The sequence below is a fragment of the Nostoc sp. FACHB-152 genome (genome assembly GCF_014697475.1).
GTDB lineage: Bacteria > Cyanobacteriota > Cyanobacteriia > Cyanobacteriales > Nostocaceae > Nostoc_B.
Genome location: NZ_JACJRV010000001.1, coordinates 47467 through 60687, shown reverse-complemented (window position 1 = coordinate 60687; position 13221 = coordinate 47467). Strand labels below are relative to the sequence as shown.

Annotated in this window: 9 protein-coding genes; 8 read left to right on the top strand and 1 reads right to left on the bottom strand. The window is 40.6% G+C overall.

The window, feature by feature from the left end; translation table 11 throughout:
• The first annotated feature begins 119 nt into the window (after nt 1–119).
• The 8 genes from H6G76_RS00245 (at nt 120) to H6G76_RS00210 (ending at nt 10888) form a co-directional block, all read left to right on the top strand.
• Nucleotides 120–1181, top strand: coding sequence for a hypothetical protein (locus tag H6G76_RS00245; RefSeq protein WP_190694096.1), 1062 nt, complete (start codon nt 120–122; stop codon nt 1179–1181).
• Nucleotides 1182–1610: 429 nt separating this feature from the next.
• Nucleotides 1611–1922: a Nif11-like leader peptide family RiPP precursor gene (locus H6G76_RS00240; protein WP_190694094.1), complete on the top strand. Its 312-nt coding sequence runs from the start codon at nt 1611–1613 to the stop codon at nt 1920–1922.
• Between the two features lie 230 nt (nt 1923–2152).
• Complete coding sequence (locus tag H6G76_RS00235; RefSeq protein WP_190694769.1) at nt 2153–2302, top strand: aspartyl/asparaginyl beta-hydroxylase domain-containing protein; 150 nt, start codon at nt 2153–2155, stop codon at nt 2300–2302.
• 11 nt (nt 2303–2313) lie between these two features.
• Nucleotides 2314–3006, top strand: coding sequence for a hypothetical protein (locus H6G76_RS00230; protein WP_190694088.1), 693 nt, complete (start codon nt 2314–2316; stop codon nt 3004–3006).
• A gap of 10 nt (nt 3007–3016) precedes the next feature.
• Nucleotides 3017–3895 carry a GNAT family N-acetyltransferase gene (locus H6G76_RS00225; RefSeq protein ID WP_190694086.1) on the top strand — a complete coding sequence of 293 codons (879 nt, stop codon included), beginning with the start codon at nt 3017–3019 and terminating at the stop codon, nt 3893–3895.
• A gap of 252 nt (nt 3896–4147) precedes the next feature.
• Nucleotides 4148–5764, top strand: a complete 1617-nt coding sequence (locus tag H6G76_RS00220; RefSeq protein ID WP_190694084.1) for an NHLP bacteriocin system secretion protein — start codon at nt 4148–4150, stop codon at nt 5762–5764.
• A 76-nt stretch (nt 5765–5840) separates the two neighbouring features.
• Nucleotides 5841–7973 carry an NHLP family bacteriocin export ABC transporter peptidase/permease/ATPase subunit gene (locus H6G76_RS00215; RefSeq protein ID WP_190694767.1) on the top strand — a complete coding sequence of 711 codons (2133 nt, stop codon included), beginning with the start codon at nt 5841–5843 and terminating at the stop codon, nt 7971–7973.
• Between the two features lie 32 nt (nt 7974–8005).
• On the top strand, nt 8006–10888 hold the full coding sequence (locus H6G76_RS00210) for an NHLP bacteriocin export ABC transporter permease/ATPase subunit (protein ID WP_190694082.1): 2883 nt from the start codon (nt 8006–8008) through the stop codon (nt 10886–10888).
• 45 nt (nt 10889–10933) lie between these two features.
• Here the strand turns inward: H6G76_RS00210 and H6G76_RS00205 are convergent, their stop codons facing one another.
• Entirely contained in the window at nt 10934–13156 is a 2223-nt protein-coding gene (locus tag H6G76_RS00205; protein ID WP_190694080.1) for an ATP-binding protein, read from the bottom strand.
• Nucleotides 13157–13221 lie beyond the last annotated feature (65 nt).

The window sequence follows — 13221 nt, the reverse complement described above, 5'->3', positions numbered from 1 at the left end:
GACTTATTTATATATCATTTAGTAAAACTATTGTCGGATGAGCTTCAGAATTAGCAAATCTGTAAACCCATCATAATTTTTATTTGCTACAGGTAATTTTGATTTCTAATCCAAAAAATATGACTATTATAAATAGCATTAGTGAAGTAGAAGCATCTTTTGATAGATTATATTATCAACTTAGTGAAACTGCTTTCAAAAACTATAAATTAGGTTCTATAAAACCTAGTGCTATGACACACCGAGATGGCGATAAAGTTAACCAACTAATCAGCTATGAATTATTTAATATAATTGACAAGCGTTTCTCAGTTAAAGAAAAATTCCTGCTAAATCGGATTAATCAAGCTCGCTCTCAAGCTTTAAATGTTGCTCGTCAAGGCGACATTGCTACCGCCGAGCAATTGATGGAAAAAGTACGCACCACTTGGGATATTAATCAGGTATCTGCTGAAGTTAATTTGTTATATAAATCCTTCCAAGCAGCAGCCGAAGCCTACCTTGATTATCGGCGTAGTGATTTTGCTCAAGCTTGGTCACATATTACAGAAGCCATTATTACAGATGCAGTGTTAGAAACAGAATATGGCTATCAAGTTCTATTTGCACACCGTCTTCACCTTGTACAAAATTTAGTCCGTTCTGAAGCTAGGGGTGGAAGAATTAAAGAAGCGGTTAAACTAGGTAGCCAACTGTTAGCCTATTTAGAAGGTAAATCAGAAAACTTACCCTTCCCAGTCTCTTGGGATGTTCACCTCATAGCGAATTTACCGCCAGAAGTTATTTCTATTACCTTTAATTTAGTAACTAATGAAATTGCTCTAATTTTAGCAGGTAAAAACCTTCAAGAGGGGCAAGAATTATGGAAAATCATTGCCGAATACATCAACTTAGAATTTGATGATGCGATAGAAACCTATCCTCCAGCTTATTACTGGTTACGCATGAAGCAAGCATTATTCAATAGTAATCTTGCCAACGGGATAGAATTAATATCTCAATTTCTAGCAGCAGGCCGTAGTCAAGTGCCTTTGCTGTGGTATACCACAGTTATTGATTTAGTGAAAATATGTAATCAACTTCATTTGCCCAATGCTGCCATAATTAAGCAAGAAATTGCTAATGATGTTGTTCACTGGGAAGACTTTCCAAAACAGTTTTTATCTTTATTGAATAATTAGTTTTAGTTGATTGGGTGTAACGTAGTGGAAACCAACATAATTGTTGGGTTACGCTGCGCTCCACCCAACCTACAGACTTTATTTTTTTCTTGGCTTAACACAGCTAGCAAGATATTAATACATCATCTTTAATTAGATTAAAGGCGCAAATTTAAAAATAAATTTGTCGCCTTATTTTTATTGAAATCGAAAGCCTTTAATTACTACATAGCCAATTAAAAATTAGATTAATCTCTAACTAAACTTTTTTTGTCACTAACCTAAAAAATTGGGATTTATTAACTAAAAATATGTGATTGTGACTACAAAAAAAATTGAATACTATAAGATTATTCGGAAAGCAAAACAGGGAAAAAGGAATAAAGCGACTACATCCTCATCCCCTATGCTGCCTGACTAAACTCTAATCATCACAAAGGACACTCTATCATGAACAAGCAAAATCTGCAAAACTTCTACACCTTGATTCAAAATAGCCAAGAACTGCAAGCACAACTAGGTGCTGTGGATAGCCCAGAGAACTTTGCAGAAACCGCAGTACGTCTAGGCGCAGAAAATGGCTACTCTTTCTCAACAGATGATGTCAATACTTTCATCAACGAGCAACGTTCTAGAGTGAATACAGAACTCAGCGAAGCCGATTTAGAAGCCGTAGCTGGTGGTAAAGGTCGTAGCTGTCCTTCTGACACCAGATTTACATTCTGTGTATTGATCAGCAGCTGCTGGGGTAGTGCTTGCTAGTACCTGTCTCATAGCCAGAGTTAATGAACTAACTAACAAGAGTTAAAAGTTGAAAGCCTCAACATTCTTGAACTTTCAACTTTCCGTTTCTACTGAATGAGAACTGCTGGGAGGATTATCCTCCTGGCTATTCATCATTATTTTGTGCAGATATGGCAGTTTTATTTAATTTATAAACACTCGTAGCGGTAGGGAGTGGGGAGTAAATTAGATTTTAGCTTAATTATTATATTGATATCTTTATTTTTGACGATACGGTGGAGCATGAAGCCTGGAATCGCAGTGATAGTCCAAGAATTATATTATTGATTGATTTTGCAAAAGCTAACTATCCAAATATTGCTCAAATAGAGGCTTTATCACAAGTAACGGCGGTGTGAAAGGAAAGTGTATGCTCACTGAAATTGAATTGCTAACAAACGCAGAAACAAAAGAAGTTTATCAGACAGTACACGAACTAAAAGAAAAGTGGATTCAAAGACATCCTCTATTACCTTTCTATACATTGGGATTGGCTAGTTATATTGATGTACCGCAAGACAAACAGGGGTACTACAAAGAAGTAAAACACCATAACTCTATTTTGCGCGATCGCTTCGGCTGGTTATACGATCGCTTGGCAGAAATCCTGGCAGAATATTTGCAAGCACCCATCACATATCCAGACAATTTAGCTTTACCAGGATTCCATATTTTCTTATCGCACCCAGCATTTACTCATCCTGTAGGCTCAATTCATTTTGATAAGTCCTATATGTTTCACTGGCAACCTTCACCAGAAGTAGATTTTAACCATCCTATTTCTTTCACCCTCACAATTAACTTGCCAGAACATGGGGGAGGGCTAAATGTTTGGGATGTGCAGTATGAAGAAGCCAAGAAACTGAGCAATTTAGAACTAGAAAAATTAGCCAGTCAGCGCGACAAAACTTTTTATCCCTATCAAGTAGGTAATTTAGTAATGCATTCTGGTTATGCAGTGCATCAAATTGCTCCAGCCACAAAATTACAACCAAACGACGAAAGAATTACGCTTCAAGGTCACGGGATCAAATATCAAAACTGTTGGCAAATTCACTGGTAAAAGGTGACATATGTATCAATTAAATCTCCTAAATAACTCTACCGCAAATGAATATGAATGGATGACTTTCCCCAGTTATCAATATTTACTGCACAAGCTAGATACTGACGATAGGATTGTGGCAATTGGGGCTACTAAAAATCAACAACCAATTGGTTTAGTTCTGGCACAAATTGTTCAAGACCGCATCGCTATTATATTTTCTATATTCGTTGCTATGGAAAACAGGGGTAAGGGCGTTGGTACTGCCTTACTCAGCCGTGTAGAAACAGAATTACAATCAAGAGGCTGTAAGATAATTCAGCTAAGTTACACCACAGGAAAGCCGACAACTAGGGCTTTAGAACATCTGTTAGAAAAGCGCAACTGGACACCACCCCAAACCCGCACATTGGTTTGCAGAGGCGAAGCCGATAAAGTCATGGAAGCTAATTGGCTCAAAAGATACAGTCGCCTTCCTAGCTCCTATAGTATCTTCCCTTGGCAAGAAATCACTCCACAAGAACGGCAGGCTATTCTACAGCAACAGCAAACCCAGCCTTGGATTCCTGAAGACTTGGTTCCTTTTAATTATGAAGACAATTTAGAACCATTGAATAGTTTAGGTTTGCGTTATGAAGGGCAAGTAGTAGGGTGGGTAATTAACCATCGGATTGCTCCCGATACCATACGCTACACCTGTAGTTTTGTCAGAGAAGATTTGCAGAAAATGGGGCGGATTATTAGCCTCTATGCTGAAGCTTGTGAACGTCAACTGAAAGCAAATATTCCTCACGGAATTTGGACTGTACCATCTTTTCATAAATCTATGGTGGCATTTGTCAGAAATCGTTGGTCGCCTTACTTGAATTCGATTGACGAAAGCAGAGGTACTTTGAAATTAATTTAAACAGGCAATGATGTAGTCAGGCAATAGGCAATAGGCAACAGTAAAGAAGATAGGTAACAATATACTGATTTTTGAAAAAAATCAAATATAAGCATCCTCGCCAGCAAAATATAGAAGAAACACTATTCTTATCTTATTGCCCTATTCCCTATTGCCTGTTCCCTATTGCCTGTTTCCTATTTGAGAGTCTTTTCCCGTAAGTCATAAGTTACGAATTGATTTTGTCTATAAGTTTTATAAAGTTGAATATAAATGTTAGCTCAAAAGCGCAATCTATTTAGAAAAGAATCACTGGAGCGTTTGTCTTCACCTGAAAGATTAGATCAGCTGATACAAGTGGTCAGCCCTCAAAGCTGGCTACCCCTGACATCTTTAGGGTTATTGGTATCAGCTACTTTCATTTGGGGTATTTTTGGCCGCATTCCTATCACTATTGAAGGTCAAGGAGTACTGGTTTATCCCAGTAAAGTAATTGCACTGCAATCAGAAACTTCTGGACAATTAATGCAATTGAATTTCAAAGTAGGAGATAAGGTTAAAAAAGGAGATATCTTAGCAATTATTGACCAATCTAAAATGCAAAAGCAATTGCAACAACAGCAATATAAACTAGCTTCGTTAATGAGCCAAGATAAAGCTGTTAGTTCATTGCAAGGCAAAGAAAATATCCAAACAAAACAAACTATTGAGCAACAACGTCAAAATGCCCAACAACAAATTCGAGAGTTGCAAACACTAACTCCGATTTTAAGGACGAAAAGCCAACAATCTATTGCCAAACAACGTCGCCAACTCCAGCAAAGAATCAAAGAGTTGGAAGCTTTAGTTCCCATCCTGCAAAAAACAAATCGTGAATCCCTCCTCCAGCAGCGTCAAGCTTTTCAGCAGCGAATTCAAGCGGCGAAAGCACAACTACCACTGCTAAATAAAAGAGTCGAGAGTCGGCGATCGCTTTTAGAACAGAAAGTGATTTCAGATGATACATTTGTACAAGCTCAAGAAGAATACTTGCGAAAAGTAGAAGATATAGCGCAACTAGAAACTCAGTTCAAAGAACTGGAAGTCAGAGAAAATGATAGTCAAGAAAAATATATTAACAACCTAAATGAAATTGCGAGTATCCGCTCCGAACTGCAAAAGCTGGAAGTTGATGAAACTAATACAGAACAATCTTATCTCAATAACTTAAATCAAATTGCTAAACTACAGGCTGATTTAAAAACATTGGATAGTCAAGAATCCAATCTGGCTAAACAAAACCTCCAAGAAGCCACCTTACGCACCAAAGAAATTCAAGAAGTTAAAAGTAATATTTCCCAATTAGAACTAGAACTGCAAAAAAATAGCCAAATTATTAGCCAAGTTTCTGGACGAATTTTGGAAATCACGGTTAACCCTGGTGAAGTTATATCTGCGGGAACTCGTTTAGCCAGCATAGACGCGGAAAACCCTAATAGCCAACTGGTGGGTATCACCTATTTTCCCATCGCCGATGGGAAGAAAATTCAACCAGGAATGCAGATGCAAATTACACCCCAAACTGTGAAGCGAGAACGCTTTGGCGGTATTGTTGGGAATGTGGCGAATGTCTCCGCATTTCCGATTACTCAAGAAGCAGTCGCCAAAGAGGTGGGGAATCCGGAATTAGCAGCAGGATTGGTATCCAACAAGCAAGATGGTGTACTGCAAGTATTGGGCAATCTAGAATTAGATCCCAAAACTGCCAGTGGCTACAAATGGTCTTCTTCAGCTGGCCCCCAACTCAAAATTTCTTCTGGAACTACTACAGTGGTACGTGTAACGGTAGAAGAACGAGCGCCCATTACCTTTATTTTCCCAATTTTGAGGTCTGTGAGTGGCATTTATTAAGACTCCTTTAGTGATATATCTGCAACAACTCCTGTTAGGTAGAGGTAAACGTGTCAGAACACCGACGTTGCTGCAAATGGAAGCCGTTGAATGTGGTGCTGCGGCTGTCGGAATTATTTTAAGTTATTACGGTCGGTATGTACCTTTGCCAGAACTACGTCGGGAGTGTGGCGTTTCTCGCAATGGTAGTAAAGCTTCTTACATGGTGAAAGCCGCTAAAAACTATGGTTTACAAGCTACAGGCTATAGAAAAGACCTAGACGAACTACAAAAGTTGCCGCCTCCATATATTGTGTTTTGGAACTTCAGCCACTATGTAGTTGTTGAGGGTTTTGGCGGTTCTCACGTATATATAAATGATCCTGCTTCCGGATCACGTACTATCTCTATCGAGGAATTTGATCAGGCATATACGGGAGTGGTGTTAGCGATGTCACCAGGCCCGGATTTTGTCAAAGGTGGAGATAAACCCAGCCCGATTCTATCGCTTTGGAAGCGGCTGCAAGGGTCGCTGGGTGCTTTATTTTATGCCATGATTGTGGGATTTTTCCTGACAATTATTGGGTTAATAATACCTGTATTCAGTCAAATTTTTGTAGATGATATTTTAATTCAAGAACGGCAGTTCTGGTTACGTCCTTTACTGCTGGCGATCGCAATTACTACGATCATTCAAGGATGGCTGACTTTACTGCGCTTGCGTTATCTGCGCCGTCTGAAAATTAAACTAGCAATTTCGATGTCTAGTGGTTTTCTCTGGCATATTCTGCGTTTACCTGTAAGTTTTTACTCTCAACGTTTTGCCGGAGAAATTAGCAATCGCATTAATCTTAACGATCAAGTCGCACAGGTGCTTTCTGGACAGTTGGCGACGACTTTAATTGATGCGATGATGGTATTTTTTTATGCTCTAGTCATGGTGCAATATGACTGGGTGCTAACGGTAATTGTAGTTAGCTTTGCGATCGTTAATATTTTCGTATTACAAAAAATTTCTCGTCAGCGCGTAGATGCAAATCAACGCTTGATCCAAGAATATGGTAAGGCTGCGGGTGCATCTATAGCAGGTCTGCAAAATATCGAAACTCTCAAAGCTTCTGGTTTAGAATCTGATTTTTTTGGTCGTTGGTCTGGTTACTACACCAAAGCTCTCAATTCTCAACAGGAATTAGGGGTGACTAACCAAATTTTTTTAGTATTACCCAAGTTACTATCTGGTCTTTCGGTGATGCTGTTGTTAGTCGTCGGCGGTTTCCGGGTGATGAATGGACATCTCAGCATTGGGATGTTGGTTGCTTTTCAAGGCTTGATGCAGAGTTTTCAGCAGCCAATCAATAATCTGCTCAATTTTGGTGCGACTCTGCAAGAACTAGAAGGTAATTTAATTCGCTTAGATGATGTTCTCAACAATCCTATAGATCCGCAATTAGCACACAAAGAAATCACTCAAGGAACTTTAACCACTACTGTACCTAAATTGCAGGGTTACGTTGAGTTACGAAATCTCACTTTTGGCTATAGTTCCGCCGACCCACCAGTGATTGCCAATTTTCATCTCTCAATTAAACCCGGACAGCGCATTGCTTTGGTAGGGGGTAGTGGTTCTGGTAAGTCTACAATTGCCAAATTAATTGCAGGAGTTTATCAACCTTGGGAAGGAGAGATTTATTTTGATGGTCAACCGCGCAGCCAAATTACCTATGAGTTAATGATTAACTCTGTCGGGATGGTAGAACAAGATATTCAATTGTTTAGCGGTACTGTCAGAGAAAATTTAACTCTCTGGGATGGGACAATTCCGGAAAAGAATTTAATTGCAGCTTGTGAAGATGCAGCGATCGCAGATGTGATATCCTCCCTACCTGGAGGATATGATGCCACACTCAGCGAAGGTGCTGCCAATTTAAGTCAAGGTCAAAGACAAAGGCTAGAAATTGCCCGCGCTTTGGTGAATAATCCCTCTGTACTGATTCTCGATGAAGCCACCAGTGCTTTAGATGTGGAAACAGAAAAAATCATTGATGAAAATCTCCGGCGGCGTGGATGCACTTGTATTATTGTTGCCCATCGCTTAAGTACAATCCGCGACTGTGATGAAATTATTGTTTTACAACGCGGCAAGGTAGTACAACGAGGCAGACACCAAGAATTGTGGCATCAGGAAGGGGTGTATTCACAATTACTCCGCACCGAAGGCGAAGCTTTATAAAAAAAATTTTTTACTAATTATCAATTATTAAAATGGCTATATCTGGACAAATTTACATCGTCAACGGCAATGAACCGATGCTGCTGAACGATCCGGAAAAATTATGGGTAGTTCAGTCTGGAGCGATCGCATTGTTTGTGGTCACCGTGAAAAATGGCGAGGTTGCAGGAACTCGTCGTTATCTAGGCAGTGTTGAAAAAGAGGGTGCCTTGTTTGGAACTGCACCTCAAACCGAGCGGCAAATTTTGGCAGTCCCGATTGGTGAAACTAAATTGCTGCAAGTAGACCAAGAACGTTTCGCCCAATTGATTGCCGATGCAGATATGCGAGCAATTGCCTGGGTAGAAAATTGGGTGACGCAATTAGGTAATATAGTTGCTCAAGTGCCTATGCCCAAAATCCACAGGGTATTGGTAGGCAAAGAAACAATTACCCTCACGCATGGTGAAAATTGCCAACCTCAAGCAGGGATGATCCGTTGGGTAAAACTGCAACAAGGAACGGCACACTTTTTAGGCATGGCAGAATTACCTGTGACCACAACTACAGGTATTTTTCCTGTTTGTGATTGTATCTGGTTAGAATCGGCTGCTGAGGCAGAACTGGTAGTTTATCAAACGACTGACTTAGGTAATGCAGATATCTTACTAACAGGATTGTCCCAACTGCATACTCAAGTTCTGAACTGTATCGACCTTTTAGACCAACAAGCAGCGCAAACGGAGATTTTGCGATTGCGCGATCGCCAACAGCACAGTCACCAAACCACAGACAAAGCCTTACGGGAACTAGCCTCAACCTTGAATCCCCAAGTCCAGGACTTTGGGTTTGAAAGCACACCGTTATTAACGGCGGCTGGTGCTGTGGGTAGAGTTTTGGGAATCAAAATCCGCCCCCCGGTGAATTCACAGGCATATCAACGCTTTGTGGAACCATTAGAAGCGATCGCTAGAGCCTCACGCATACGTATACGTCGGGTGACTTTGACAGGTAAATGGTGGCAAAAAGATAGCGGCCCTTTAGTCGCCTACACCCAACAAGAAAATCAACCAGTAGCCCTGTTACCGCTTTCGCCCCATAGCTACCAACTGCTTGATCCTGTAGAGCGATGTCGTGTACCTGTGACACGACGCATTGCGGATACACTCGCTCCCATCGCTTACACAATTTATCGGTCTTTGCCCAATCACGCCCTGACAGCTTGGGAGTTACTGCAATTTGCTTTTAAAGGTCGTGCTAAAGATTTAACAGTTATCTTAGGGACTGGCGTTGGTGTGACACTTATAGGAATGCTCACCGCCTACTGCACAGGCATGATTATTGATAATGCCATACCTGACAGCAACAAAATATTATTAGTACAAATCGGTTTTGGGTTACTAATTGCTAGTCTTGGCACAGCTTTATTTCTTTTAGCTCAAGGTTTGGCTACACTGCGAATAGAAACGGCTGGCGACGATGCTACCCAAGCAGCCGTATGGGATCGGTTGTTAAATTTACCTTTATCCTTTTTTCGAGAATATACAATTGGCGATCTTCAGTCTCGTGTCTCATCAATTAGTACTATCCGCCGTCAACTGAGTGGTAGAACTCTGATTAATTTAATTAGCAGTTTGTTCGCCTTATTTTATTTAGGACAATTATTTTATTACAACTCCAAATTAGCTTTAGTTGCCGTTGCTGTCACCATAGTTATACTAATTGTCACCACTGTTGCTAGTTTAATTTTGCTGCGTAAGGTTCCTCGGTTGCTGGAATTACAAGGAAATATTCTGGGACAAACAGTACAACTAATTAATGGCATTTCTAAACTGCATATTGCTGGCGCTCAAGAGCGTGCTTTTGCAACTTGGATTCAAAACTACAATCGGCAAATCAAGCTAGAACTCAGCACTCAACAAGTGGAAGATACTGTAGCTATTTTTAATACAGTTATGCCCAACATCACTTCTGGCTTGATTTTTTGGTTTACCGCCGGACTGATGCAGCCGAACCCCAGTTCCGGCGAAATTGCCCTATCTTTAGGGACTTACTTAGCTTTCAATGCAGCTTTGAGTAACTTTCTCAAGGGTACAACAGACCTCAGTAGTACAGTTACAGAAGTTTTGCCTGTAATCCCCCAATGGAAACGTACCCAGCCAATTCTGGCTACAATTCCCGAAGTTGATGCGACTAAAAGCGATCCTGGGCAAATTAGGGGCGAAATTGTGATTGAACGTGTCAATTTCCGTTACCGTCAAGCTGGGCTGCTAACTTTAAATGATGTGAATATATCTGCTCAACCAGGTGAATTTATCGCCATTGTCGGCCCTTCTGGTAGTGGTAAATCAACTATTTTCCGCTTGCTACTAGGATTTGAATCTCCCACAGCAGGTAAAATTTACTACGATGGTCAAGACCTAGCACGATTAGATGTAGATGCAGTCCGTCGCCAGTTGGGTGTGGTCTTACAAAATGGTCAGTTAATCTCTACATCCATTTTTGAAAATATTGCTTGTGGTACTCCACTCACCTTAGATGAAGCCTGGGAAGCAGCCCGTCAGGCTGGTTTAGCAGATGATATCGCAGCCATGCCAATGCAAATGTACACTGTAATTAGCGAAGGTGCTAGTAATATTTCTGCGGGACAACGCCAGAGATTACTAATTGCCCGTGCTTTGGCATTAAAACCCAAAGTTCTGCTTTTTGATGAAGCTACCAGTGCTTTAGATAATAAAACCCAAGCTATTGTCAGCCAAAATCTAGAACAGTTACAAGTGACGCGGATTGCGATCGCTCACCGTCTAAGTACTATCCGCAAAGCTCACCGTATTTATGTACTCCAAGCCGGTCGGATTGTCCAACAAGGCAGCTTTGATGAACTAGTTACAGTTGAGGGATTATTTACTCAATTGATGGCTCGGCAAATGGCGTAGTTTCCTAGGCCTATTTGTATCAAACTTAAAGTGAAACGGTCTAAGTCATAGGTGAGGATAAACACTAATTACAGGAATTTCAATATAAAACTTGGTGCCTTGTTGAAGAGTAGAATCACACTCAAGTTTACCGTGATGCTTTTCGGTAATGATTTGATAGCTGATAGAAAGTCCTAAACCTGTTCCTTTGCCTATGGGTTTGGTCGTAAAAAAGGGATTAAAAATTAGCGATCGCACATCTTCTGGAATACCAATCCCATTATCTGCAATGGTAATTTGGACGTAATTGCTGTCTTTGAGTGCAGTAGAAATGCGAATAATTTGAGGATTAGACTCAATTGCTTGCCAAGTTTTTCCTGAATGCGATTCTTCAAGAGCATCAATCGCATTGGTTAACAGATTCATAAAAACTTGATTCATCTGTCCAGCATAACATTCTACTAGCGGCAGCTCGCTGTAATCTTTGATCACTTCAATCGCTGGACGATTTGCAGTTGCCTCAAGGCGGTGATGCAAAATCAACAGTGTATTATTTAGCCCTTCATGCAAATCGACCGCTTTTAATTCGGCTTCATCGAGTCGGGAAAAATTGCGTAAAGACAAAACAATTTCACGAATACGTTCTGCCCCAACTTGCATAGACTGTAATAGATTGCTCAGGTCTTGAGTCAAAAATTCAAGATCGATCTGTTTTATCTTGTTTTGGATAGCTAGTGGAGGATTCAACACATACTGTTGATAAGCCTCTACTAAGGACATTAAATCTTTTATGTAGGTGTTGATGTGAAACAGGTTGCCATAGATAAAGTTAACGGGATTATTGATTTCATGTGCCACACCTGCCACCATCTGTCCAAGTGCAGACATTTTCTCAGCTTGAATCATCTGAGTCTGAGTACGGTTTAGTTCTGCCAGAGTTTGATTAAGTTGGGTATTTTTGTAACTCAACTCTTGGGTGCGTTGTGCAACACGATCTTCTAATTCTGCATTGATGCCCTCTAAGGCGGTAAATGATATTTGCAGTTGGGCAGCCATTTGGTTAAAAGATTTTCCTAGTGCTTCTAGTTCTTGAATTCGACTAGTAATTACCTGTTGATTTAAGTTGCCATCTGCGATCGCTTTGGAGGCTTGGTTTAATGCTAATATCGGTTGCGTAATCCAGCCAGATGTGAGGATACCCAGCAAAGTAGCGATCGCTAATGCACTCAAGCACAGCAGTACGGTAATTTGAGTATTAGCATTAATTTGCGCCATAAAATCTGACTCTGGCATAGTAACAACAATTAGCCAATCAAGACCAAACTGATCACGCCACGGACTCACCTGCACGTACCTTCTCTGTCCGTTCATCAAAAAATCAAAATGTTGAGTAGACTGGATTTTTCCTGGAGCCTGAAATTTTTGTTGTAATTGGAGAGCAATTCCTCGCATCAATGGATCAGGGTGATCGTAAATGCTGTAACGTTCCAGTTGGTCGTTCTTTTTGAAGACTATAGCTTGATTGCTAGAACTAGCAATCAAACGTCCACTGCGTTCTAGGATAAAAACTTGACCGGAAGCACTGACTCGAATCTGTTGCAAAAATTCGGAAATGTGCGAAAGCAGCAAATCAATGCTCAATACACCTAAAAGCTTATGGTTTTGATCGTAAATTGGCGTATTCGCAGAAGCAGCTACATAATTATCAAATCCTTCTGCGGCGTAAATCCGGCTCCAAATTGGTTTACCTGCCTTGACTGTATCGACATACCAAGGATCAGCTATTGCTTCATAGTCTGTTTCATAGACAAGTTTCGTCTGATTTCCTTGATTATCGGTAGCATAACTCAAATCTTTCAGCTGGCCACCCCGATGCACAGAGATCACAATATCGTGACCTTTTAACCAACGCCCTGCTCCTACCCCAGCATTATCTTGCAAGTAGTAGCCAACAAAGCTAATTTGTGGGAAAGTTTGAGATTGCTTCCAGAAATAACGCCCAGCACTTTTAAGGTCTGTGAGGTTGAGCATTCCTCGTTCAATGGCATCTAAATTTAACTGATTGATCTGATGCGGCAATGCTAAATAAGTATCCAAATGCTGATCAACGCGGTCTGCAACTTCGCATTGCAATTGCTGGGCTAACTCATCAACAGCTTTTTGCCCATTCCGCAACGCCAGATATCCCGTTAACCCCACTGCTACAAATATTTGCAGCACAAACGGCACAATTAAAACAGCCTGTAAAGGGGTACGACGAATGAAATTGCGAATAATGGGGAAAGACATAGATGGCTGGCTCTTGTAAGTTAACAATGCCTGGGTATATCTTTATCATTCCCTTTAACACATTA

Excerpts from the sequence above, each read along its gene's own strand:
- H6G76_RS00205 (WP_190694080.1), bottom strand. The coding sequence starts at position 13,156 with ATGTCTTTCCCCATTATTCGCAATTTCATTCGTCGTACCCCTTTACAG.
- H6G76_RS00220 (WP_190694084.1), top strand. The coding sequence starts at position 4,148 with ATGTTAGCTCAAAAGCGCAATCTATTTAGAAAAGAATCACTGGAGCGT.
- H6G76_RS00225 (WP_190694086.1), top strand. The coding sequence starts at position 3,017 with ATGTATCAATTAAATCTCCTAAATAACTCTACCGCAAATGAATATGAA.
- H6G76_RS00215 (WP_190694767.1), top strand. The coding sequence starts at position 5,841 with ATGGAAGCCGTTGAATGTGGTGCTGCGGCTGTCGGAATTATTTTAAGT.
- H6G76_RS00210 (WP_190694082.1), top strand. The coding sequence starts at position 8,006 with ATGGCTATATCTGGACAAATTTACATCGTCAACGGCAATGAACCGATG.
- H6G76_RS00230 (WP_190694088.1), top strand. The coding sequence starts at position 2,314 with ATGCTCACTGAAATTGAATTGCTAACAAACGCAGAAACAAAAGAAGTT.
- H6G76_RS00240 (WP_190694094.1), top strand. The coding sequence starts at position 1,611 with ATGAACAAGCAAAATCTGCAAAACTTCTACACCTTGATTCAAAATAGC.
- H6G76_RS00245 (WP_190694096.1), top strand. The coding sequence starts at position 120 with ATGACTATTATAAATAGCATTAGTGAAGTAGAAGCATCTTTTGATAGA.